The sequence below is a fragment of the Streptomyces sp. NPDC088812 genome, from assembly GCF_044750285.1.
In the GTDB taxonomy this organism is placed as follows: Bacteria; Actinomycetota; Actinomycetes; order Streptomycetales; family Streptomycetaceae; genus Streptomyces.
Window position 1 is genome coordinate 194,740 of record NZ_JBIVJP010000019.1, and the last position, 23,323, is coordinate 218,062.

Annotated in this window: 23 protein-coding genes; 10 read left to right on the forward strand and 13 right to left on the reverse strand. The window is 70.9% G+C overall.

Features of this window, described 5'->3' with window-relative positions; all coding sequences use genetic code 11:
- Positions 1 to 161 precede the first annotated feature (161 nt).
- Positions 162 to 725, reverse strand: a complete 564-nt coding sequence (locus tag ACIP67_RS30280) for a DNA-binding protein (RefSeq protein ID WP_401696066.1) — start codon at positions 723 to 725, stop codon at positions 162 to 164.
- Between the two features lie 729 nt (positions 726 to 1,454).
- On the opposite strand from ACIP67_RS30280, the gene ACIP67_RS30285 reads away from it, so the two are divergent.
- From ACIP67_RS30285 to ACIP67_RS30310, 6 genes are all read left to right on the forward strand, one after another.
- Positions 1,455 to 1,814 carry an SH3 domain-containing protein gene (locus ACIP67_RS30285; RefSeq protein ID WP_401696067.1) on the forward strand — a complete coding sequence of 120 codons (360 nt, stop codon included), beginning with the start codon at positions 1,455 to 1,457 and terminating at the stop codon, positions 1,812 to 1,814.
- 326 nt (positions 1,815 to 2,140) lie between these two features.
- Positions 2,141 to 2,680 carry a hypothetical protein gene (locus ACIP67_RS30290; RefSeq protein ID WP_401696068.1) on the forward strand — a complete coding sequence of 180 codons (540 nt, stop codon included), beginning with the start codon at positions 2,141 to 2,143 and terminating at the stop codon, positions 2,678 to 2,680.
- Positions 2,681 to 2,772: 92 nt separating this feature from the next.
- The gene (locus ACIP67_RS30295) at positions 2,773 to 4,038 is read left to right on the forward strand and encodes an MFS transporter (protein ID WP_401696069.1); all 1,266 of its coding nucleotides are present in this window, start codon (positions 2,773 to 2,775) and stop codon (positions 4,036 to 4,038) included.
- Between the two features lie 115 nt (positions 4,039 to 4,153).
- Positions 4,154 to 5,323, forward strand: a complete 1,170-nt coding sequence (locus tag ACIP67_RS30300; protein WP_401696070.1) for an MFS transporter — start codon at positions 4,154 to 4,156, stop codon at positions 5,321 to 5,323.
- Complete coding sequence (locus tag ACIP67_RS30305) at positions 5,320 to 5,997, forward strand: HAD family hydrolase (protein ID WP_401696071.1); 678 nt, start codon at positions 5,320 to 5,322, stop codon at positions 5,995 to 5,997. Before ACIP67_RS30300 ends, ACIP67_RS30305 begins: the two co-directional genes overlap by 4 nt.
- Positions 5,998 to 7,363: 1,366 nt before the next feature.
- Positions 7,364 to 8,098, forward strand: a complete 735-nt coding sequence (locus tag ACIP67_RS30310) for a formylglycine-generating enzyme family protein (protein WP_401696072.1) — start codon at positions 7,364 to 7,366, stop codon at positions 8,096 to 8,098.
- 283 nt (positions 8,099 to 8,381) lie between these two features.
- Here the strand turns inward: ACIP67_RS30310 and ACIP67_RS30315 are convergent, their stop codons facing one another.
- From ACIP67_RS30315 to ACIP67_RS30350, 8 genes are all read right to left on the reverse strand, one after another.
- Positions 8,382 to 8,540 (reverse strand): hypothetical protein, encoded by a 159-nt coding sequence (locus tag ACIP67_RS30315; RefSeq protein WP_401696073.1) that lies wholly within the window; start codon positions 8,538 to 8,540, stop codon positions 8,382 to 8,384.
- Between the two features lie 364 nt (positions 8,541 to 8,904).
- Positions 8,905 to 9,759: a hypothetical protein gene (locus ACIP67_RS30320; RefSeq protein ID WP_401696074.1), complete on the reverse strand. Its 855-nt coding sequence runs from the start codon at positions 9,757 to 9,759 to the stop codon at positions 8,905 to 8,907.
- Positions 9,746 to 10,102: a hypothetical protein gene (locus tag ACIP67_RS30325; protein WP_401696076.1), complete on the reverse strand. Its 357-nt coding sequence runs from the start codon at positions 10,100 to 10,102 to the stop codon at positions 9,746 to 9,748. Before ACIP67_RS30325 ends, ACIP67_RS30320 begins: the two co-directional genes overlap by 14 nt.
- Before the next feature lie 60 nt (positions 10,103 to 10,162).
- Entirely contained in the window at positions 10,163 to 11,176 is a 1,014-nt protein-coding gene (locus ACIP67_RS30330) for an NAD(P)H-dependent glycerol-3-phosphate dehydrogenase (RefSeq protein WP_401696077.1), read from the reverse strand.
- The gene (locus ACIP67_RS30335) at positions 11,173 to 12,096 is read right to left on the reverse strand and encodes a class I SAM-dependent methyltransferase (protein ID WP_401696078.1); all 924 of its coding nucleotides are present in this window, start codon (positions 12,094 to 12,096) and stop codon (positions 11,173 to 11,175) included. Before ACIP67_RS30335 ends, ACIP67_RS30330 begins: the two co-directional genes overlap by 4 nt.
- Positions 12,093 to 13,241: a YcaO-like family protein gene (locus ACIP67_RS30340; protein WP_401696079.1), complete on the reverse strand. Its 1,149-nt coding sequence runs from the start codon at positions 13,239 to 13,241 to the stop codon at positions 12,093 to 12,095. The genes ACIP67_RS30335 and ACIP67_RS30340 overlap by 4 nt, the downstream gene beginning before the upstream one ends.
- The gene (locus ACIP67_RS30345) at positions 13,228 to 14,490 is read right to left on the reverse strand and encodes a TfuA-like protein (protein WP_401696080.1); all 1,263 of its coding nucleotides are present in this window, start codon (positions 14,488 to 14,490) and stop codon (positions 13,228 to 13,230) included. The genes ACIP67_RS30340 and ACIP67_RS30345 overlap by 14 nt, the downstream gene beginning before the upstream one ends.
- A gap of 88 nt (positions 14,491 to 14,578) precedes the next feature.
- Positions 14,579 to 14,728, reverse strand: a complete 150-nt coding sequence (locus ACIP67_RS30350; RefSeq protein ID WP_401696081.1) for a hypothetical protein — start codon at positions 14,726 to 14,728, stop codon at positions 14,579 to 14,581.
- 212 nt (positions 14,729 to 14,940) lie between these two features.
- Between ACIP67_RS30350 and ACIP67_RS30355 the strand changes: the two genes are divergently transcribed.
- The gene (locus ACIP67_RS30355; RefSeq protein WP_401696082.1) at positions 14,941 to 16,347 is read left to right on the forward strand and encodes a sporulation protein; all 1,407 of its coding nucleotides are present in this window, start codon (positions 14,941 to 14,943) and stop codon (positions 16,345 to 16,347) included.
- Here ACIP67_RS30355 and ACIP67_RS30360 read toward each other — a convergent pair.
- Positions 16,337 to 16,957: a DUF6417 family protein gene (locus tag ACIP67_RS30360; protein WP_401696084.1), complete on the reverse strand. Its 621-nt coding sequence runs from the start codon at positions 16,955 to 16,957 to the stop codon at positions 16,337 to 16,339. The two genes, ACIP67_RS30355 and ACIP67_RS30360, sit on opposite strands and share 11 nt — an antisense overlap.
- A 191-nt stretch (positions 16,958 to 17,148) precedes the next feature.
- Between ACIP67_RS30360 and ACIP67_RS30365 the strand changes: the two genes are divergently transcribed.
- A complete protein-coding gene (locus ACIP67_RS30365; protein WP_401696085.1) occupies positions 17,149 to 17,850 on the forward strand; it encodes an HNH endonuclease family protein in 702 nt (233 codons plus the stop codon).
- 46 nt (positions 17,851 to 17,896) lie between these two features.
- Here the strand turns inward: ACIP67_RS30365 and ACIP67_RS30370 are convergent, their stop codons facing one another.
- Complete coding sequence (locus ACIP67_RS30370) at positions 17,897 to 18,082, reverse strand: hypothetical protein (protein ID WP_401696086.1); 186 nt, start codon at positions 18,080 to 18,082, stop codon at positions 17,897 to 17,899.
- 115 nt (positions 18,083 to 18,197) lie between these two features.
- Positions 18,198 to 19,280 (reverse strand): IS110 family transposase, encoded by a 1,083-nt coding sequence (locus ACIP67_RS30375; RefSeq protein WP_401696087.1) that lies wholly within the window; start codon positions 19,278 to 19,280, stop codon positions 18,198 to 18,200.
- A 520-nt stretch (positions 19,281 to 19,800) separates the two neighbouring features.
- Between ACIP67_RS30375 and ACIP67_RS30380 the strand changes: the two genes are divergently transcribed.
- Positions 19,801 to 21,018: an IS110 family transposase gene (locus tag ACIP67_RS30380; protein WP_401696093.1), complete on the forward strand. Its 1,218-nt coding sequence runs from the start codon at positions 19,801 to 19,803 to the stop codon at positions 21,016 to 21,018.
- A gap of 416 nt (positions 21,019 to 21,434) precedes the next feature.
- Here ACIP67_RS30380 and ACIP67_RS30385 read toward each other — a convergent pair whose 3' ends face one another.
- Positions 21,435 to 21,557 carry a DUF6207 family protein gene (locus ACIP67_RS30385; RefSeq protein WP_401696088.1) on the reverse strand — a complete coding sequence of 41 codons (123 nt, stop codon included), beginning with the start codon at positions 21,555 to 21,557 and terminating at the stop codon, positions 21,435 to 21,437.
- A 162-nt stretch (positions 21,558 to 21,719) separates the two neighbouring features.
- Between ACIP67_RS30385 and ACIP67_RS30390 the strand changes: the two genes are divergently transcribed.
- Positions 21,720 to 22,514, forward strand: coding sequence for a DUF2397 family protein (locus tag ACIP67_RS30390; RefSeq protein ID WP_401696089.1), 795 nt, complete (start codon positions 21,720 to 21,722; stop codon positions 22,512 to 22,514).
- Positions 22,515 to 23,323 lie beyond the last annotated feature (809 nt).

The window sequence follows — 23,323 nt, forward strand, 5'->3', positions numbered from 1 at the left end:
CGATTTCCGAGCTTTCTTCTCGTACTTCAGCACTTGCGAAGGCATTCACAAGCGCACTGTCAGTATTGCAGATTGATGTACCAGATGTACCACCTAACGAACAGAAAGCCAGTCAAAGTCGCCTGGAGATAGGTGACTTTGACTGGCCAGAACTCAGCCTGTCAGGCGCCTTCTCGGAGGTTGTCGAGTCGATGCTCAGTCAGAGCCAGTGCGACTTCGGACTGGTTGAGCGCGTGCTCGCCGTCCTGGATGCGCCACCGAAGACGCTGCACGGGCGGGGCGTCTGCTTCCTGGAGCGCCAGGTCACCGAGCTCGCGCAGCTCCGCGTACGCGCCCTGCAGCTGTTCCTCGTGGTGCGCCGACCGCACCCTGAGGCGGGCGACCCGCTCTTTCCACCAGCCCACCCGCGACTCGCGGTCGAGCCTGGTCTTCCCCTCAAGCCAGGCGCGGAGCTCGGCCTGGTCGACGTCGTCGGGGAGTCCGGTGGCGAGGGACCCCTCGGGTTCCGGCATGTCGATGGGAATGTGCGACAGCAGCACCGCGGGGGTCGCGTCGAGCGCATAGGAGATCGCGACGAGGTCGTCGACGGTCACGGGGCGAGCGCACCGCTCCATCTCCGCGAGGGCATCGGCCGAGATCGGGTGATCGAGCATCCGGAGCACGTAGGCCAGCTCGTCGATGGTCAGCTCGCGCAGCTGGCGGTAGTGGGTGATGGCGTCGGACACAGCAAGGGACGTGGGAAGGGGCGACGGCATGCATCGATCATAGGCGTGCTCGGTGCGGCCCCCGGGTGAGTCGTCACATAGCCCCGAGCCGTCGCCACGTAGGCGCACGACGGCTCGGGAGTGGCGACCTCCGCGCCCCCCCGGTCCGAGGGCAGGCGCCAGAAGAGGCGCACCTCGGCAAAGAAGTTCAGGTCGGTCTTGTCGTCGCAGCCAGTACTGCAGATGTCCCGCGCAGTGGAGCTCACCGAGTCGCAGTCGACTGCCTGTTGAATGGCATACCGAGTCATGTTTTAATGGAGCGCAATAGGCACTCGATCCACTCTGTATAAGGCGGGCAACATGTTCGGGCGCGACTCTTCCGCTGATTGCGGTGTGGTTGCGACCGTGCGTGCCTCCTCGGCGAGTCGAGTGCGAGTCCCTACTGCCGCGTCTCGCGCAGTCTCGCTTCGCCCGATTCCCGTGGAGGCCATTCAGGTCAGAGCCACTCCCGCTGCATCCATTGCCTTGCGGCGCGATGCCATGACGACAACTCAGGCCTCGGTCGCACGCCGGAGGAAGGCCGCATAGAACCGCCGGCGTCTCGGACAGCCATGCCCACCGTCCGTGCACTGGCAGCGGCCCGAACGCGGCCGTCCTGCATCAGGGGCCACGGCCCGCGCACACCAGTGACCATGCCTCGGCTGGGCGCGGGCCCCTGTCCCGCCCCTCTCTCTTCCTCGAAAGGGCACCATGACGATCCGCGATCTCGCCCTCCGCTCGACTGCCTCCGCAGCCCTCGCCCTCGCGGCCGCGGCCGCCCTGACCGTGACCTCCGCCCCGGCTGCGCACGCCGTCGGTGAGCACAGCAAGTGCACCGTCAACTGGTCGAACGTCGGCGCCACGGTGGCCAAGAACGGCTGGAACTTCCGCTCCGGCCCGTCCACCGCGTACGCCAGCCGCGGCTACCTGTACCGGGGCGACAAGCTGACCGTCCTGTGCAGCCGCGGCAACTGGGACTACAGCCAGCTCACCCAGCGCTCCAAGTCCGGCATCCCCAAGGGAACCAAGGGCTGGGTGCGCGACGACGGCCTCTACCAGCTTGCCGGCTGACAGACCGGCCCGCATCCCCCTGTGGGATCTCAAGTCCCGTATCGGAATCTTACTGCCAGTGTCGGATCGACGTCGGATACGACACCGGCTGTGAGACTGCCCAGGTCAGAGGACAGGCGGCTCGAGCCGCCCGGCGCAGACCGTCGAGGAGACGACACGGGCGTGAGACTCCAGCGTCCGACACGTCGTGAGACTGCCGATGAAGCCGCAGGTCATGAAGGCGGCATCCGACACGAGCGGCGAGAACCTACACCCCCACCACCGCCATCACCGGCCGGGGCACGGCCCGGCCCGCCGACGCCACTCGTCTTCTGGAGGAAGCCACCATGCCCGCGCTCAAGCGCACCGCCGTCACCCTGCTCGCCGCCGCAGCCGTCGCTGGAACCACGCTCGCCACCGCCGGAACAGCCTCCGCGGCCGGCTACTCCTGCAAGACCAGCAGCAGCGGCTCCTATGACGACCCGTCGTACAACGGGCCCGACTCCGACAACTGGGAGTTCGACGTCAAGCTCTGCGCCATGAGGTCCGGCGGCTACATCTACACCACGGCCACGGTCTACTGGAACGGCCCCTACTCGTCCGGCACCAACAACAGCTTCACCTTCAACAAGGCGCGCTTCCACCTCGAGACCAAGAAGAGCGTGAGCGGCACGGACCCGGTCGTGAAGTCTGCCACCTACACCGGACTCGAGGGCGCGCTCGAGAACAGCTCCGCCGCGGGCAACGGCTCGTATAAGACGGGGACGCTCAAGTACAAGGCCGGATCGGGCCGCTACCTCGCCGACGGCTACATACAGCTGGACTGGTCAGGCGACGGCAAGGACTACAGGGCCCCCATTCAGTTCACCGCATCCCCGACCGTGTAGACGCCGCCCAGCTCCCGGGCCGACGCGCCTCTTCCCGTCGGCCCGGCACCAGGCGCAGCCCGGCCCCTCGCCTTCATCCCCCTGGAGCGTCTGTGTCAGCCACCACCCTGCCCGTGGCCGCCAAGGTTCCCGAACAGCCCGCCCCCCGCCCATGGCCGCCCGCTATCTGGGCTCTGTTGCTCACCACGCTCGTGGCACGCAGCTTCGGCTTCGCCTACCCGTTCCTCAGTTACCACCTCAAGCATCTGAGCTATACCACCGAGGCCGTCGGCCAGGTCCTCGCCGTCTTCGGCATCGGCTGGCTTCTCGGCCAGCTGCTGACCGGATGGGCCGCCGACCGTTTCGGCCGACGCCGCACCCTCCTGACCGCGATGGCGACTGCTGCCGTCCTTCTGCCGCTGCTGGCGCAGGCACACGACTTCGCCGCAGTGTGCACCGGGGCCCTCATCGCCGGCATCGTCTACGACGCGGCGCGTCCGGTTGTCACGGCTGTCATCGCCGACCTCATCACGGACGACACGCAGCGCGCCGCAGTCAACGGATGGCGCCACGGTGCAATGAACATCGGCGCGGCTCTCACGGGAGCGCTCGGCGGCTTCCTGGCAGAACACGTCGGCTTCCAGGTCCTGTTCTGGCTCAACGCCGCCGCGTGCGCGGCATGTGCACTCATCGCACACCGCTGCCTGCCCGCCGACACCCCGGTCGCCATGGCCCGCTCCAGTCGCACCGACGTGCGGGCCGTGACACGAGACGCGCGGTTGTGGCTGCTGTGGGCGGCCAGCGTCTTCGCCCTGACGTGCGTTGCCGGAATGTTCTCAGCGCTTCCGATGCTCATGGCGGACGACGGCCTGGCCGCCAGCGCTTACGGGTGGACGCAGGTCGCCAATGCCGGAGCTGTGATCGCTCTCACCCCCCTGCTCACGCCGTGGCTCAGCCGCCGGTGCGGAGGCCAGCGGCCCATGATCGGCACGCTCGCGGCCAGCGCACTCCTCCTGGGCGTCGGGATGGGCAGTACCGGCCTGGCCGAAACCACCCTCGGCTACAGCATTACCGCCGCCGTCGCGGTCCCTGGCGAGATCGCCTTCTTCATCGCCGCATCCGACGTGCTCAACAAGATCTCACCAGAGTCCGCGCGAGGCCTGTACGCAGGTATCTGGGGATCCACCCTCGCCGTCGCCGTGATTATCGCCCCCATCCTCGCGGCCGCTTCCCTGACCCATGGCGGTGGGGTTCTCACGGCCTTCACCACCCTTGTCGCCGGCGCCGTGGGCGCAGCCATATGCCTGCCGCTCGCCGGGCTCACGCATCGGATCCCGGCCGCCCGCGTGACCACCGAGCCTCTCCCCGCCGCCTCCTGAACCGCCGAACTGGAGAACCGACCATGAGACAAACCAACAAGCAGTCCAACTCATGTGCAACGCAATGCTATTGGCCCTCGTTCGCGACCTCCCTGCCCACGCCAGGGGGAGCACGATGACCGCTATCGCTCCGGCCGCGCCCTACGCACCGCCGACAAGCGACCGCCGACTGCTGCTCGGTGTCTTCACCATGCTTGGTCTCGTCATGGCGGTCTGGGGTACGCGGATGCCCGCGGTCCAGAGCGCGGCATACCTCGGGCCGGGCCATCTGTCGCTCGTTCTCCTCGGCGCCGCAGCTGGCATGGTCGGCGGGCTCCAGCTCGGCGGGCGTCTGGCTCACCGGCACGGTCCCTCCCGACTGCTGGTCGTCCCTGCCGTCGTCTTCGGCCTCGCCCTGGCTCTCCTCGGCCAGTGCCGCACGCTGCCGACTCTGATCGGGGCTGCCGTCGTCTTCGGCCTCGCACACGGGCTGCTTGACGTCGGCTGCAACGTCTCTGCCGTTCACTGCGAAATCGCCTTCCAGCGGTCGATCATGTCCGGGCTGCACGCCGCCTACTCGATCGGTGCTCTGTGCGGGGCCGCGCTCGCAGCCGTGACCACCTGGATGTCCCACGAGGTGCTGTTCGCGATGGTCGGTGCCCTCACGGTGCTCGCCTCTGTCACCTCCGTTCCAGCCGTACGAACGGCAACCTCCCTCGACCACGCGCCCGAGCGTCCAGAAGCGGTTCCGGACGAGGCAAAGCCGGCGCAGACCTCCCACGCCTCGGTGTGGCTGCTCGGTGCCCTGGCCGCTGCGTGCCTGCTGGCCGAGGGTGCCGCCGCCGACTGGTCGGCAGTTCACTTGCACTCCCTCCACAGCTCCGAGGCAACCGCGGCAGCCGCCTACGCCCTCTACAGCGCCGCCATGGCCGCGGGCCGGCTCGTCGGTGACCGGCTGACCGGCCGCTACGGAGCACCCGCGCTGGTACGCGCCGGCGCCACCCTGGCCGCCGCCGGACTCGGGGCAGCACTGCTCGTCGGCAGCGCCCCAGCAGCCCTGATCGGCTGGATGGCACTCGGAGCAGGCCTGTCCACCGCCATGCCTTCCCTCATCACGGCCGCCGGGCGAGGAGGACCGCGCGCTGTGGGCACGGTCGCCGCGACGGGCTACCTCGGCCTGCTCGCCGGTCCCGCCGCCATCGGAGCGCTCGCCTCACTCACCAGCCTGCCCACCGCGCTCGCCCTGCCCGTCGTCCTGGCGGCGGCCGTTGCCCTCGCCTCCCACCGAGCCCTGGAGATCCGATGACCGCTGACATGCCGACCACCCACAACGGCTCCGGCCTCGAGGCCGTGATCCTCGACTACAACGGAGTCCTCGGGCGACAGCCGAGCCTCGCCCAGTGGACCCGGCTCGCCGAACTCGCGGGATGGCACTCCCACGAGACCCACGCCTTCCAACAGGCCTTCTGGCAGCGGCGGGAACCCTACGACCAGGGCACCATCATCACCCATACGTTCTGGAGCGGACTGCTGCGCAACGGCCGCACAGCACCTCCGGGCAGCACCCACCTGGCCGCCCTCGCAAGCGCCGACGTCGCCATGTGGACCGCCACGGACCCCGCCGTGCTGGACCTCCTGCGTGCGGCTCACGCGTCCGGGCTGCCTCTGGTACTCCTGTCCAACGCGCCGAAGCCGTTGGCCAACACGCTCGACGACGCTGAATGGTGTGCCATCCTGTTCAGCCGGACCGTCTACTCGGCCCGCATCGGAGTGAACAAGCCCCACCGACGGGCCTACGAGGCCGCGCTCGAAGCCGCCGGATGGCCGCAGCCGGCAAAGACCCTGTTCGTCGACGACCGGCTGGAAAACGTGCAGGCCGCCGAGCAGCTTGGCCTGCGGGGCCTGCACTACACCGGCGACCCGTCCGCACTCGCGCGCCATCTTCCCCGGCCGCCGGCCGTCCTCGCCACGAGCGTATGACCGCCCTCGCGACGCCGTCCCGCCGGTTTGGCACCCGCCGCCTTCCGATCACCGAACCCGGAGATCCGACCTGTTCGAGGGCGAGTACCGGATCCGGGTCTGCACGGTGGTGACGGGCGGGCGTCCCGTGAACTGCAGTGCCGAGCACGAGTTCGCCGTCGGGCAGGTCCATGCCACAGCCGTCCGTGCTCATGCCAGACCGCCCGGATTCCCTCCGCGTCCTTGAACGCGGCCCAGCGCCCCGTCACGTACGGCGCCGTGCTGCGGGTTTTGCACGTCGCCCGATTGTTGAGCAGCACACTCATCGGCCCGCTGCCCTCGGGGATGGCCCCGTTGGCCATCGTTCTGGTGGGGCTCGACGGCGGGTATGGCATGGCCGGGGCGCTGGCGGCCTGCTACCTGCTGGCCAACGCGGCAGGCGGGCCGGTACTCGGGCGGCTGGTCGACCGGCGGGGACAGACCCGGGTGCTCACGGTCAGCGCGCTGATAGCCGGGTTCGCCCGTCCGCCGCTCGACGCGACGCAGCGCTCCCTGTTCCGCCTGCTGATGCCAGACCGTGAGCACGAGCGCGTCGTGCTCACCCTGGACGCCTCGGTACAGGAACTCATTTACATCGCCGGCCCGCTGACGGCGGCCGTCGTGGCCTGGGCGGCATCCGCTCAGACGGCGCTTCTGGCAACGGCCGCGCTCGGCCTGGCGGGCACGCTCCTGGTGGTCACCTCGCCCCCGTCGCGTGCATGGCGGCCCACGCCGCGAGCTGCTGACTGGCTCGGGCCGCTGCGCTCGACCGGCCTGCGGTGGCTGTACACGGCGATGGCGTGCGCCGGGGTACCAGTGGGAGCGATCATCCCGGTCGCGGTGCGAATGGGCGACCGCCTGCAGGCGCCGGGCCTGGCCGGACTGTTGCCCGCCGCCCTGTCCGTCGGTGCCGTCATCGGCGGCATCGTCTACGGCGCCCGGACGTGGCAGATGCTGTGCGCGGTGTGGGCGGCGGGCTGGCTGCCGCTGCTGGCCGCCACAGGCCCGGTCACAGCGCTGGCAGCCTGCCTCGTGCCGGGGGCCGCGATGGCGCCTCTGCTCAGCGCGGCCTACCTCCTCACCGCTCACAGTGCACCGGAGGGGATGGCCACGGAGGCACCGGCATTGCTGGTCGCCGCCCTCGACATCGGGTGCGCTGCGGGTACGGCGGCCGCTGCCAACCCCCTCGGACCGTTGCTGCTGCCGGTCGGCGGCGCAGCCGCCCTCCTCCTACTCGTTGCCGGCCCCACCGGAGACTGGCTCCCACTCGCCGTCCCGGACATCGGCCGACGCGCGCCCCGGCCACCGAGGTGGTCCTTGGGTTGTCCGCTTGAGCCGAGGAGGAGCCATGCAGGTGGAGCAGGTGAACTGGGTCGACATCCCGGCCGGGTCGCTGCACCGGGGTACGCCGGTCGACGAAGTGGGGGCAGTGGCCCGCCGCTGCGCGGACACCGGTGTGCCGGTGGCGTGGTACATGAAGGAAGTTCCGCGCGCGGAGATCCATGTCCCGGCGTTCCGGATCGCCCGTACCCCGGTCACGGTCGGCCAGTGGGTGCTCTTCGCGGCGGCCACCGGCCGACCGGTCCCGCAAGCGCCGACGGACCACCCGGTCATCGGAGTCCTCTGGGAGGCGGCGACGGCCTACTGCCGGTGGCTCGGGGAACGGCTCGGCCTCGGCGTGCGGCTGCCCACGGAGGACGAGTGGGAGCGCGCCGCACGGGGAGACGACAGCCGGGAGTTCCCGTGGGATGAGGAGTACCGCACCGGCCTGGCCAATCTGGTGGACCTCGGTGTCGGCACCACGATGCCGGTCGGTTCGTTCCCCAAGGGCGCCGGCCCGTTCGGGGTGCTGGACATGGCGGGTAACGCCGACGAGTGGACCTCCACCCTCTACGCCCCCTACCCCGGCGCGCCCGCAGAGATGCCGAGCACCGAGGACTGGGCCTTCGACCGGCACATCACCCGAGGCGGCTCCTTCCGCCACGACCGGGACCTGGCCCGGTGCGCCCGTCGGCACGACTCCTACGAGCCGGATCTCGAAGCGATCGGCGTGGGCTTCCACCTGGCGGCACCGGCCGCATAGAACCGGTGGCGAAGGCGGTGGTGTCGTCGACGGTGAGGAGGGCATCGTGGCCTTTGTAGGGGTAGAGGCTCAGGACCGCGACCACGTAGGGGCCGGCTGCCCAGGGCCAGGGCGGGGGTGCGGGGTTCCGTGGCATTGGTGAGGGTGCTGACCTTGCCGGCCGGGACGCGGACGTCATCGAGGAGGAAGCGGGTGGAGCGGCCGCCCATCGCGACGATGCGGTCCTCCTCGCGTGCGAGGGTCCGGGCGATGCCACCGACAGTGGCCCGGCCCGGTCCCATCGTCACGGCGTGAGCCGCGACAGTTCCCCGTCCGCCGTCCGCGCCACCCGGCGGCGGACCGCGAACCAGCTGCCGACGAGGGTGGCCGCGACGACCGGGACGAGCAGCAGGGTCCTGCAGCGGACCGCGGTGTCGTTCCACATCAGGCCGAGTAAGGCCACCAGGAAGGTCCATCACAGACCAAGTGGCAGATCATGATGATCAGCCAGGTGCTGATGATGTCGCCTCGCTTACACCCGCCAGGACGGGTGCCCCAGGACGTCGTAGCTGCGATGGTCGCCTGCCAGCGACGCTGTCGACGTGACCACCCGAGCCCGCGGCGTGCGCCCGTGGTGCCCAGGGCGGTGTGGTGCCAAGTCGAAGTCGGGTGGCCGGTGTGTTTGATCGGTGACACGGAAGCGGGCGCGCGCGGCCTGGGGGACGACGGCCTGCTCGGCCCTGCGCTGGGCTGAGCAGGCCGATGGTAGGTTCCGCGGCGCTTAGGCCACGGCTGGTGTTCATAGCTGCAGAGTTCACGTGTCTCGGTCAGGTGGTGAAGGCCAGGTAGGTGCCGGTCGTGAGGCCGGAGAACGTGATGAGCTGGCGGGGTTTGAGGCAGGTGAACGCGATGTGCATGCCGATGCCGGCAGTGACGGCGTATGGCGTCGTTGGCGGGAACAGCAGGGCGGGAGGCAGCACGATCTCCAGGGCGATGGCGGTGGCTGCGATCGCCCGCCAGCGGCGGATGTCCTTGGTGGTGAGGTTGCCTGCGCGGCGGCGTACGAGGCCGGGGATGGCGTGCTGGCGGCGGTAGGGGAGCTGGTCCTGGACCTGGGTGTAGGTGTGGACCCACTGGGCCAGGTACAGGCCGCTGCGGAATTGCGGGCTGCGGAGCTTCTGCCAGGCGGAGTTCCAGTAGATGTCGGTGGTGACGAGGACCATGAGGCACTGGGCCCAGGTGTTCGCGGTGCTGGAGCCGCCGGCGAGGTGCAGACCGGTCCCGAGGTCGCCGGCGAGGAGGAGGCTTCCGCCGGTGAGGAGGGTGTAGCGCACGGCGTTGGGGCTTCTGAGGTAGAGGAGCTCCATCGCGGCGCCGGCCAGGACCAGCACGAGTGCCACGCGTGGTGCGAGGCCTGCGGCCAGGAAGGTGGCCGCAAGGGTGCGGATGATCAGTGCGGGCCGGTAGAGCGCGGCCAGGAGCCGGGCGCGGGCGGTGCCGAAGCGCTGTTCGGCGAGGCGGGTGCTGAGCGATCCGGGGGTGAAGCGGTTCCAGCCGCCCTGGCCGAAGGCGAGGGCGAACCGCAAGGTGAGTACGGTGCCGAAGACCATCCGGAAGGCCTGGAGGCGTGCGGGCTCGGTGGGGTACTGGAATCCGGAGGCGAGGGCGTCAAAGAACCACATGACTGTCCCTGACCTCGACGGGGTGCTCGCCGCGGGCGGACAGGACGCGGCCGTGGCCGTCGATCCGGTCGTAGCGGCCGGAGGCGGTGAGGTGGGTGAGGATCGTCTGGAGCTGGGGCGGGCCGAGGATGAAGGAGCCCGGGGAGAGGTAGTCGTAGACGTTCACCGGCTCGGTGCGGCCGTCGCTGGTGGTCCCGGTCAAGGTGATGATCGTGAACGTGGCGCGGCAGAACATCTTCCAGCGCATCCACCGGCCGGGCAGCGGCGTGAATCCGGTGATCATCCACGCGGCCAGTGCGGCGGTGAGCGCGAGTTGGGCAGCGGACAGCACAAGGGTGTGCATCGGTGCCTCCGGAACGGGAGGGTGAAAGGTGTGGTGGGCGCGCGCGGGGCGGCCTGGGGGTCAGTGCTCGGGCTTGGGGGGCCGCTGCATCAGGGCGGCCGCGGCCTGGTCGAGGGTGACCTTCTCGTGCAGGAGGTCCGACATCACCTGGGTGATCGGCATCTCGACCCCATGGGTGTGCGCCAGGGTGAGGAGGGCCTGGGCGGACTTGACGCCTTCGGTGGTCTGCCGGGTGGCGGCCGTTGCTTCCGCGACGGTGAGTCCTTGGCCGAGGTGGGTGCCGAAGGTGCGGTTGCGGGAGAGCGGTGAGGTGCAGGTGGCGACCAGGTCTCCGAGGCCGGCCAGGCCGGAGAGGGTGAGCGGGTCGGCGCCCAGGGCGCGGCCCAGGCGGGTGGTCTCGGCCAGTCCGCGGGTGATGAGCATGGCGGCGGCGTTGTCGCCCAGGCCCATGCCGGAGGCGATGCCGGCGGCGAGGGCGATGACGTTCTTCATGGCGCCGCCGAGTTCGCAGCCGGTCACGTCGGTGCTGGTGTAGGGGCGGAAGTAGCTGGTGTGGCAGGCCTGCTGGACGAGCTGGGCGGCGTGCTCGTCGGGGCAGGCGATGGTGGCGGCGGCGGGCTGCCCGGCCATGATCTCCCGGGCGAGGTTCGGGCCCGAGAGGACCGCGATCCGTTCGGCGGGTACGCCGGTGGCCTCGGTGATGATCTGGCTCGGCCGGAGCTGCGTCGCCTGTTCGATGCCCTTCATCAGCGACACGATCACCGTTCCGGGGGCGATGTGCGGGGCCCAGGCGGAGAGGTTGGCGCGCAGGGTCTGTGCGGGGATGGAGAGCACGAGGAGATCTGCCTGGTGCAGTGCGGCGGCCGGGTCGGTCGTCGCGGTGACCGTGGCGGGCAGCTCGATGTCGGGGAAGTAGCCGGGGTTGCGGTGGGCGGCGTTGATGCCGTGGGCGATTTCTGCCCGGCGGGCGTGCAGGACGACGGTGGTGCCGGCGTCGGCCAGAATCTTGGCGATGGCGGTGCCCCAGGACCCGGCCGAGAGCACCGCAGCACGGACGGAACGCTGCTGGGTCACTGCGGGGTCCTCTCCCTGGATACGGGCCCGTCCACGGTGCGGCAGCCGGGCGCCGTCATCGTAGCGCCCGGGGCGGGCCCGGCCGCTGCTGCCGGTGTGGCCGCCGGGCGGGCCAGGGTGAGAAGGACGGCGCGGCGGTGGGGCAGTCGGGGCAGCATCTGCTGCGCCTCGCTCAGCATCCGCGCGGCCTGGACGTCTCCCAGCTCCCGGCGCAGCTCGTCGGCGTGGGCGATCCAGAGGCGGTAGAGGCGCTGCCACATGAGGGGCTCGTCGGGGCGCTCGTCGATGTGCTCCACCCGCAGCCCGGCGGCGTGGGCTTGTGGCGCCCAGGCCGGTGTGGTGCGGTGCCGGGCCGCGCGGGTCAGGACGAGTCGGCCGCCCGGGGCCAGGGACCGGGCGAGTTCGCGCAGTGCCGCGTCGCGGTCGGTGGCGCGGCTGAGGGCGTCCACGCACACGATGCCGTGGGCGCAGCCGTCGGCCAGGCCGGTGTGTTCCAGGTCGGCGACGTGGAAGCGGGCGCGGCTGGCGGCGGCGCCGAGGAAGTGGGGGCGGCGTGCGGTGGCCTGGGCGACGGCCACAGGGGAGAGGTCGAACCCGGCCAGGCGCAGATTGAGGGTGCGGGCGAGCCACAGGCCGATGCCGCCGGTGCCGCAGCCCGCGTCCACGAGGATCTGGCCCGGCTGCATGGACAGCCGGGCGGCCAGCAGGTGCAGCAGGGGACGGTCGCACGAGCTGGACGCGGCCACCTCGGCCGGGTAGTTGTCGCCCATGGCCTGGGTGTACAGGCGGGTGACGAGGTCGGTGCGTGCGCGGGCGGTGTGGAAGGCGTCGTACTGCGCGGAGCGCGGCCCGCCCAGGAGCCGGGGCGGCGCGGTCGGGGGCTGGGGCGGCGTGGATGGGGCGCGGGTGGTGGGGTTCATCGTGGCATTGACCTCGTGATCCGGGAGCGGGTGCCGGGGCAGACGACGTGCACGGCATGGACCGGGCAGCCGGGGGCGGACAGGCGGAGGGCCACCGGTTCGTGTCCGGTGACGCGCTCGACCCGGCGGGCCACCTGCCGGACCTGCCCGGCGAATCCGCCGCCGGCCGGAGCGAAGCGGTGGACGGTCTGCGGCCACGGAGCGAGTCCTGTGGTGCGTGCCGGGCGGAAGGATCGGGGGCGGGCCGGGGCGGGGTCGCTGGGGAGGTCGTCACGGGTTCCGGCGATCGCGGCGAGACGCGACTGAGCGGCTTCGGTCACTGCCCGGGTGAGGGCGATGGCCGGACTGGTGTGGCATCCGCCGCCGCCGAAGACGACGGGGAAGTCCTCGGACCACAGGTAGGCCACGCACACCGGGAGTCCGTACGGGCCGTCGACGAGGGCGATCTCCACCTGCATGTTCGCGGCCGCGAGGCGGTCGAGGACCGCGCGGCCGTGCGGGTCGTCGACCGAGGCGGGGGCGATGAGGGTGCGCTGCTGCCCGCCGGTGGCGGTGTCGCGGTGCAGGACGTCCCGTTCGACGACCTCGAACAGGCCGTGCAGGACGGCCTCGTCGCGTGTGTTGCCGCAGGCCAGGCCGGTGCTGGTGGCGCGCAGCAGGTCAGGGGTCCACGGCGGGCGCTGGAGGGGGCGGCGGACCAGGTCGACGGGCACCAGGGTCCCCTTTCCGCGGACCAGGCCGGCTGCGGGTGTCCACTCCCACACCACCCGGGCCAGTGCAGCGGCGGGGTGCGGGGCTCTCAGCGGCAGGGCGGACACCGGGCAGGCGGGGGCGACCTCTACTGCCGGACCCCGGGCGGTGACGGGCAGCGGCTGCTCGACGTGCCACAGCTCGATCGCCTCCATCACCGCCGACAGGCGTGCGAGCAGGCTCGTGGCGCCTTTCCCCTGGGACGTGCTCAGGGTCTGTGAGGCGGGCCGGATCGCCGTCCACACCGGCAGCCCGACGCAGTCCAGGCCGGTCAGGTCCGCGATCCGCGTGATGCCCATCTCCGGGAGCAGACCGGCCACCGCCTCCCACGTCTCCTCCGGCATCCGGGCGCGCACCGTCCCCGGCAGCGCCACGCTTGCGTCACCGCCCCACACGGGCCGCCTCCATCCGCTCGTACATCTCTTCCTCCATCACTGCGGGTATCAGGCGCTTGGCCGCCGCGACGGCCCGCGCCCCGGACCCCATGCCGCGCGCTGAGGCCTCGGCGTCGAGGTCCGCCTCCGTGCAGCACCATGCCTGGCGGAGCAGGCGGCGGGTGATGTCGTCGCGGACCGCCGCCACCGTGAACCCGGGCCGGCTCGCCCGGGCGCGGGCGAGCGCGCCGGCGTGGCGGGCGACCGCCAGGCGGTCCTGCGCGCTTTCGCCGGCCAGCAGCAGGCTGACGGTCGTCTCATCCCGCAGGTCGACCGGCGGGTGGAACACGCGGTGGGCGGGAAGATCCCCGCCGGTGGCCTCGGCCAGCCGCACGCGGAGCGGCCGTCCCCGACCTCCGTCCGCAGGGTGGTAGGAGCAGTGCTCCAGGTAGGACGCCCACCGGTCAGGGAAGGCCGCATCGAACACCTGCTGGTAGACGAGGCGGTCCTCGGTGAACAGCCGCAGCCCGCCGACGTCGGCCCGGGCGAAGGCGTTGGACCACTGCCGAAAGTACGGCGTCGCCACCGCCGGCCCCGGAGGCGCGGCCGGGGCCGACGGGGTGCGGCGGCCGCGCGCGGCGTGGACGGCCGCGAGCGCGTCGGCCCGCTTCAGGTCCCCGAAGTGCTCCTCCCGCGCCCGGTGTTCGTCCAGCCACCGGGCGAAATCGGCCTCACCCCGCCGGCGGCACACTGCCCGGACCGCGGCCATGGTGCGCTGCGGGTAGAACACCGCGCGCAGCGCCTCCAGAAGCCCGCACGCCCGCTGGTCGTCGAGCACCCCGGCCGCCCGGGCCAGGCCCAGGACGTGCCGCAGGTTCACCACGGGCCATGTCAGTGCCCGGTGGCCGCCGTCCGGGGTTTGGCCGACCGCGACCTCGTCGTCCCCCGTGATCTTTCCTTCGGCGTAGGCGGTGTAGACGGCGCCGATGCCGGCCATCCCGAACCGGTCGAGTTCGGCGGCCCGCAGCGCGCCGATGCTTGCCGCGCCAATGACCATGATCCCCCGGCCGAGCGCGGCCAGGATCTCCTTGTGCCGCAGCGCCGGGGCCTGGTGGTACACGCCGTCGATGAGCAGCACGGTGTCACCGGCGGCGATCTCGGCATCGAACAGGTCCCCGTGCCGTGCGGGCGGCAGGACCCGCATCCCCGGAACGTTCAATGCGGGGTCGGACCGGGACAGCGTCGGCCCGGTGAACACGTGGATCGTCACAACGAGCTCCCTCCTCTTCGGATCTGGGAAGTGCGGCGTGCCCCCGCCGGCCGCGCGAGGGCCGGCGGGGGCACACCGCGGACGGGACTTACTCCTCGTCCTCGACGTCGACCGCGACGACGACCGGGGTGGTGAAGTCGCTCTCTGCGGCGGTGTTCTCGGACGTGTGCTCCATCAGGTCCTCCTGGACGGATGCGGGCGTGGATGACGGACAGCGCCTCGCGGACGGCGTCCGCAAGGCGCGGCGCGGGACGAGCCCTCCCGGTTCCGGCAGAGGGCCGCCGGCGCCGAGACCCAGACAACCGTGCGGCAGCCCTCGCCCGGCAGGCTCACGAGGGGGGCTCACAATCACGGATCCCGCTCACGCCCGCACTGTCGCGATTAGGGTCGAACACCCGTCCGGGCATGCAGCCGCAGGGCGGGTGTTCTCGCACAGAGGAGGGGACCGCAGTGGGCCACCGTCATCAGCCGAACGAACGACTCGCCCGGATCATCGAGCAGTCCGGCGCGAGCCGTGCGGCCCTGGCGCACCGGATCAATCAGCTCGCCCGGGAGGCCGGCGTCAACCGCGTGTACACCCATACCTCCATCGCGAACTGGACCGTCCGGGGCATGACTCCGCGGCCGCCCGCCTCCGGCTTCCTCGCCGTTGCGCTGGGCGAACGCCTGGGCCGCCGCGTCACACCCGACGAGATCGGTCTCGGCCCGCGCACCGAAGCAAGCTCCGAGACCGGGTTGGATTTCCCACGGGACCCCGATCACGCCGTACGCAACGCGGCCGATTACTGGAGCACCGTGGACCGCCGAAGCCTCCTCAGCGCCGCCCCCGCCTTCGCCGTCGCCGCGTTCACCGACCCCGTCCACCGGTGGCTCGTCACCCCCGCAGACGCCACGGCCGCCCGGGCCGAGGGCCGCATCACGGCATCGGCGCCCGGCGGAGGCGGCCGCCGGGTCGGCCGCGCCGACCTCGAGGAGCTGTGGCACGCCGCCGACGAAGCCCGCCGGTGGGACTCCAAATACGGCGGCGGCACCTGGAAATCCTCACAGGTCGTCGACTGCCTCCGCGAACGCGCCGCTCCCCTGCTCACCGGCACCTACACCGACGCCATCGGCCGGGAGCTGTTCACCGTCACGGCCGAACTCGCCCGCGTCGCCGCCTGGTCCGCGTTCGACATGGGCCACCACCAGGCCGCACAACGCCACTTCATCCAGGCCCTGCGCCTCGCCCGCGCTGGCGGAGACGTCCAGGCCGGCGCATACGTCCTGGCCACCATGAGCCTCCAGACCGCATTGCAGGGCTACCCAGACCGCGCCATCGACATGGCCGAAGGCGCCTACGAACGCGCCAAGCACACCGCCGCCCCCAGGGTGCTGGCCTTCGCCAAACTCATCCAGGCCCGCGCCCACGGTCTCGCCCGCGAACCCCGGCAGGCCGCCACCGCGCTCGCCGCCTCCGAACGCCTCCTGTCTTCGATCCGGCCCGGCAGCCGCGACCCCCAGTGGCTCGCCTACCTCACCCACACCCGCCTGGCCTCCGACGCCGTCGAAATCCACCGCGACCTGCGCAACCCGACCGCCGCCTTCCGCTGGAACACGATGGCCGACACCATGCCCGCCGGCCTCTACACCCGCTCCGTCGGCATCCGCCACGCCGTCCTCGGCGCCGCCCACCTCCAGGCCGGCAACCTCGACCAAGGCCTCGCCATGGGTGACCAGGCCCTCGACATCCTCGCCCGCGTCCGCTCCACCCGCGCCCACAGCTACCTCCACACCCTCACCGACACCCTCACCCCCTGGCACCGCGAACCCCGCGTCCGCGCCTTCATCGATCGCACCCGCACCGCCCTCACGACCTGACGGGACCCGGCGGAACCCGGGGCCCGGGGTCCTGCGACGGGTGGAGCGGTTGTGTCCGGGGCTGGTGGGTGAGGCCGTAGTCGCGGCCGAAGCGGTTGGCCTCGGCAGCCGAGCCCGAGAGCCGGTGCAGCCAGAAGGCGTAGGCGACGGAATCCATCTGGTCTTGGGTCAGGAGCAGACGCCACCGTCCTGCACCGCGGTCGTAGGCGGCGGTGCGGACCTGTTCGGCGAGCCCGTCCGCCGGCGGGACGGCCAGACGGTCGGCCAGACCGACGAAAACCCGGAGAGCATCCATCTGCGAGGGCAGCAACTCCACCACCTGCCGGCCCCGACCCGGCGGGACGGGCGCACGGGAGGGCGCGGGCCGCACACGGATGTAGAGGAGCAGGTCACGGCCGGCGGCCGACAGGCGGGCAGCCCAGTAGACCGGCCGTCCCTCCCACGCCGACAATGCGGCACGGGTTTCGCGGTCGGCCATCTCCACAAGCCCCAGGCCCTGCAGGCGGCGCAGGAAAGGGCGCAGCGGCAGAGCGTGTGCGTCGACCGCCCAGCCGTGTTCAGCAGCTTCTTCCACCGTGTGCAGCGCCTGCAGTTCGGCTTCGCTTTTCACGCATCCACCTCGTGTACTGTCGGCCCGGAAAGCAGGAGCTTAGGGCCGCGGCGGTATGTACCGCCGGATAGCGGTCGATCATGTGACTTGCTGTGCGTGGGAGTGAACGAGTCAGGTCCACCTGCACGGCCGTGCCTGGGACCGCTACGAAGATCACGCCTGTCCGTGATCTCTCGTGAGGAAGCCCGCCCGTGCCTCGTTCCCGTGCCGTCCGTTCCGCGGCCGCCCTGGTGTCCGTACTCGCCGCCCTCGTCTCCCCAGCCGCCGCGCAGGCCGCGAGCTCCCCGGCCGCCGCCCCGCCCAGGCGCGCCCCGGCGGAGACGGTCGTACTGCCCGTCCGGGACGCTCTGGCCGCCCTGCCGGTGCAGGCAGAGGACCGTACCGGCTACACCCGCGACAAGTACCGCCACTGGATCGACGCCGACCGCGACGGGTGCAGCACCCGGCAGGAAGTACTCCTGGAGGAGGCGGTGACCGCCCCGGAGCAGGGCGCCCGCTGCCGGCTGACCGGAGGCGTCTGGCACTCGCCCTACGACGACACCCGCTTCGAGGTCGCGCGCGCCCTGGACATCGACCACCTCGTGCCCCTCGCCGAATCCTGGGACTCCGGCGCCTCCGCCTGGAGCCCGGCGGAGCGCCAGGCCTACGCCAACGACCTCGGCGACCCCCGCGCCCTGATCGCGGTCTCCGCCGCGTCCAACCGGTCCAAGGCCGACCAGGACCCGGCCACCTGGCAGCCTCCGGCCGCCGGGTACCGCTGCACCTACGCCACCGACTGGATCGCGGTGAAGACCCGGTGGCGGCTCACGGTCGACACCGCCGAGCGCAGCGCCCTCGCCGCCGTCCTGGACGGCTGCCCCGACACGCCCGTCGAGGTCACCCTGGCCCGCTGACCAGAGGGCTGTCGAACGTGACGGCAGCCCGGGACGAGGACCTGGTTCAGGCTCTCGGGTCGGGGAGCACGCCGGGCCGAACCGGCACGATCTCCACATCGGTGCAGCCGGCCGCTGCGAGTTCGGTCCGCCGCAGGGCGGCGGTGGGCTCGTCGTAGGCGACGGCGGAAGCCCGCGGTATGCCGTCGGCGCTGGTCCAGGTGAGCGCGTAGTTCTGCATCGTGATCGTCATAGGAACATCATCGCTTCCGGCACTGACAGCGAACGATTCCGGCCGTGATCTGTTCCTGTGGCTGGTTTGTGGTGCATGGTGGTGCGCACGGGCTTCCCGAGGCTGCTATGTCGTGTCAAGCCGCTTGAGCGAGTTCTCTGGCATCGACGAGTTGGCTTCCCTGGGAACGTTCGAGGATCTTGAAGATCTGGCGGCAGACCACCCTCTTGAGGCATCGCTGTGCGTCACGGGCTGTTTTCCCTTCGGCGATCTTGCGTGCGACGTACGTCTTCGTGGAGGGATCGAGTCGCATCCGGATGAGAGTGATGGTGTGCATGGCCCGGTTGAGCTGCCGGTCGCCGCTGCGGTTGAGTCGGTGTCGGTTGGTCAGCCCGGACGAGGCAGGGATCGGCGAGACGCCGGCGAAGGAGGCGAAGGCGGCTTCCGAGCGGAATCGTCCCTGGTGAGACCAGCTGACCAAGATCTGGGCGGCGGTGATCGGTCCGACTCCGAGCAAGTCCAGCAGTTCGGGGGCCTGCTGGCGGACCAGGGCGAGGATCTCGTTCTCGAGTTCCTTGGCCTCGGCCTGCAGGGCCAGGATGCGTTGCGCCGTGGACCGCATGGCCCGCGCCGTCATCCGGTGCTCAATGTCCTGGCTCGGGCGGTCGCGGAGGTGAGCGCAGTGGGTGATCTGGGCGGGGCGCTTGAGCTTGCGCAGTTCGGTGCGGAGCTCGTCCGGCGCGGAGACGATCAGGGCCTTGAGCTGGTTGATCGCGGCGGTGGAGGCGAGGACCGCACCATGACGGGTGGCAAGCAGCACCCGCAGTGCCTCGCGCTCGCCACGGAGGCGGGGCTGAATCAGATGCTCGGTGGCCAAGGCTTCCTTGGCGGCCCGGATGGCGTCGAGCATGTCGGTCTTGCGGCCGCCGCGGTTGGCCGCTCGTTTCGGGCGGCAGACCTCGACGACCTGCTCGCCGGCCTGTCCCAGGAAGGCCGCGAGGCCGGCGCCATAGCTGCCGATGCCTTCCAGGGCCCAGCAGCGGCGGCCGGGAACCTGCTGGCGCGCGAAGTCGAGCAGACGCCGGTAACCACGGGCGTTGGCAGGGGAATCGGTGCTGGCCAGGACAGCGCCGATGGGGCTGACGGCGGCTGCGGCGAGCGTGTCGCGGTGGGTGTCGACGCCGATGACGCCGTCGACGTGTTCTGCGAGCATGGTCATGCGGTTGTTCTCCTCCGGGCGGACGACCGTAACGGCGTCGGCCTGGGTGGAGTCACCACGTGGCGGAACTGTGATGAGTCACGCCGCGAGGCGGACAAGCTGCTGATCAAGCCAACGGGTGGGCCAGGCCGACGCCCGTGTCTGGCAGACATCTCGGGGGCACGGCAGTCCCTGAGGGGACGCCAGTTATGTTGCGAGTCATGCCGGATCACGAGCGCCGAGCCTGGCAGCAACCCATCCCGGGCCGCAGAAGAACTCTCACAGTTATGTTCTTCGCGGTCCTGCAAGAGGGCCGCTGGCCTCCGGGCCCGGCATGACTGTGTCCCCCTGTCGAAGGGATGACCTGGGGGGTGGTGTCACCGGGCCCGAGAGGTGCCGTCGGAGACGCTGATGAGAGGTCCGACCACCGCCTGGCCGGGCGCAATGCCCAGCCGCTCGCGGGCGGCAGGTCTGCATAACGTGGATGCGCGAGTACGACACCGATGCCAAGGCCAGCCGCACCGAAGGAGTGGAAAGCACAGTGTTCGACACCAGCGACGTGGGCGTGTTCCTGGGTCTGGACGTCGGCAAGACCGCTCATCACGGCCACGGGCTGACCCCGGCCGGGAAGAAGGTCTTCGACAAGCCGCTGCCCAACAGCGAGCCGAAGCTGCGGGCCGTCTTCGACAAGCTGGCCGCGAAGTTCGGCACCGTCCTCGTGGTCGTGGACCAGCCCGCCTCGATCGGAGCCCTCCCGCTGACCGTCGCCCGGGACGCGGGCTGCCAGGTCGCTTACCTGCCCGGACTCGCGATGCGCCGGATCGCCGACCTCTACCCCGGCGAGGCCAAGACCGACGCGAAGGACGCGGCCGTGATCGCGGACGCGGCCCGCACCATGCCGCACACCCTGCGCTCGCTGGAACTGACCGACGAGATCACCGCCGAGCTCACCGTCCTGACCGGCTTCGATCAGGACCTCGCTGCCGAGGCCACCCGCACCAGCAACCGGATACGCGGCCTGCTCACCCAGTTCCACCCCAGCCTGGAGCGCGTTCTCGGACCCCGCCTCGACCACCAGGCCGTCACCTGGCTGCTGGAACGCCACGGATCCCCCGCCGCCCTGCGGAAAGCCGGCCGCCGCAGACTCGTGGAACTGATCCGCCCGAAGGCCCCGCGCATGGCCACCCGGCTCATCGACGATGTCTTCGACGCGCTCGACGAACAGACCGTTGTCGTTCCGGGCACCGGCACCCTCGACATCGTCATCCCCACCCTGGCCGGCTCCCTGGGCACCGTCCACGCACAGCGCCGGGCCCTGGAAGCCCAGATCAACGCCCTGCTGGAGGCTCACCCTCTTTCCCCGGTCCTGACGTCGATGCCCGGCGTCGGCGTCAGGACCGCCGCCGTCCTGCTGGTCACCGTCGGCGACGGCACCAGCTTCCCCACCGCCGCCCACCTCGCCTCCTACGCCGGACTCGCCCCCACCACGAAGCAGTCCGGGACCTCGATCCACGGCGAACACGCACCACGAGGCGGAAACCGGCAGCTCAAACGCGCCATGTTCCTCTCCGCCTTCGCCTGCATGAACGCCGACCCGGCCTCCCGCACCTACTACGACAAGCAACGCGCCCGCGGCAAGACCCACACCCAGGCCCTTCTCCGCCTCGCCCGCCAACGCGTCAGCGTCCTGTTCGCCATGCTCCGCGACGGCACCTTCTACGAACCCCGCACCCCCAAAGACGTCGAACTCGCCGCATGACCACTGCAGATCAAACCATCCCAAATCCAACCTGGGCGCCTTGACGAAAGACATAGAGGCACCCCCCGGCTCCACACCGGCCGGGCGGCTTCGGCCCGCCTCGCACACGGACTTTCTGGGGAGGACGACCCGAACCGCTCCGGCTATACGCTCGGGCGCTGGCATCCGACGCGAGGCGGCGCCTTTGCAGCCGACCGGGCATGTCAGTGGGCGCTACCAGCGTGACGATCATGGATGCGACGCAACACGACGTCGGCGAGCAGCGAATGGAAGGCGCCCTTCGGCTGGACCACCGTCTTCCTCGGAACCTTTGCGATGCTGTCGGGTGCCGCGGTGCCGCATTCCCAGTCGGCGGCCCCAACTGGCACCGTTCGCAGAGCTCGCGGTGATCGAAGGGGTGTCCGCGCCGACCCGGGTCATCGGGTGGTGCGGTCGACGGTAGCGGCCCAGCTGCGGGCGATTGACTGGTGGAAGGCGTGGACGGTGGCGTCATCCAGGGCACCCAGGTCCAGGACGAGCCACCCGGGGCGCCGTGGCAATCAGCGGCGCGGCCGGGCGGCAGCGGGGTCACGCCCTTCGATGCCGCGTCGGGTGCGGGGGCAGTTGCGGCAGGAGAGTGGCAGCGCCGGCCCGAAGCCCGATTGCCAGTGCCCCCACTTACCCCCCTATCGGGCATATTGGACATCTGTCGGGAGGCGGTTGTGGGCAGCGCAGTTGCGGAGGTTCTCGCAGTCGACAGCGAGACGGACTGGGTCGTGGAGGGCTGGGCCGGTGCGGGCATGGCCGCAGGGGATCCGGCACGGGTGGTGAGGTATGTGCTCAGTCCGCTGCGCGGGCAATACCTGGCGATCATGGAGGTGCTCGAGCAGTCGGTGGACCATCTGACCCCAGCGGAGGTTCGTACGTCGCTTGCCAACAGGGGGACGGAGCTGCCCCTGGCCGTGGTAACCGGACGGTTGCGTGCGCTCAGCGACACGTTCCTCGCCGCTTCGGGCAGGCCGGATTCGCAGGTCGAGCGGTGGCACGAGCTGAACGGGGCCCGTTGGCGTTACAGCGCGACGCCCCGGGGGCGCCAGATGCAGCGACTGTGGACGCAGCTGGCCGGCGACGGTCTCGTGCCGCGCGAGATCCCGATGGACGGACTGTCGAGGATCCATCAGGCGCTGGTCGCCACACACGACGATGACACGCCGGATGCCGCACCGTCGGAGCTGGCGGGGCAGGTGTTCGTCGAGCACGACCACCTCGACGGGGCGCTGGTGGGCCAAGCGGACATGCTGGCGCAGCTGGCCGACCGGTTCGATCTGGACCTGCGGGCGACGGGTGAGCTGAAGCAGCTGATCCTGGACTATGCCACGCATGTGGTGGTGCACCTGAATGCGGCCGTGGCCCGGATCCACGCGGAGCTGGTCCGGCTGCGGCCGCGGTTCGCCGCTCTCGCGGCCGCGCGGTGCGGGCAGTCTGCTGCCGGGGCAGATCGTCCGGGTCCGCCTTGACGCGGTTGATCAGGCGGCGGACCCGGGGGATCTCCTCCTGGGACGGCATGGCCTCGGCGCGTGCCCAGTCGTCCGCTTCAAAGGCGGACATAAGCTTCTCGCGGCTGCGCAGGAGGTCTGCGAGGTACGCCTCGAGGTCAGGCAGGTCGGAGACGTCGGTGTGGAAGTGTACGCAGCCCAGGCAGCGGAAACGCAGCGGGCAGCTGTGCCCGCCGTCCGCCACGTTCATGGGTTCCCTCCACACGCCGTACGCCGTGGCGACCTCGCCGATCTCGCGCCGTACGTGCTCGGGTCCAACAACCCCTGAACCTGGCGCCACACCCGCTTGCCGTGCCGGTCGAACTGCATGACCGCGACCCGGTCAATGGCTTCACGCCGCCTGTCCTGGCCGATTAATGGTGACGTCGGGTATTGGAAGTGTCTGAATGCCTCCGGTTTGGGGGCGCCCGAGGCGGTTCTGGTCCGTCCCGGTGCCAGCTGTGGTAGGCAGGGCTGGTGATCAGCCGACTTCCTCTTGACGAGCAACTTGCACCCGAACGATCGAAGCGACAACAGCTGGGCTTTCGAGCGAGCCTTCACGACGCCGCTGCCGCGCTGACGCATCCGAGGGCGCGTGGTCATTCCGAGTCGCGCGCGAGGGCGGCGAGGAACGCCTGGGTGGTGTAAGTGAGCCTCGACGGCCAGGCCGGACAGATCGGGCTCGGGCTGCCGGAGTGAGGTTCCCCCGCTGCGCGGGAGTGGCTGACTAGCAGGTCAGGGCGGATTGACGTGGTTTCAGGTTCACTTGTTCGGCCGCTGCCCGGCTGGCG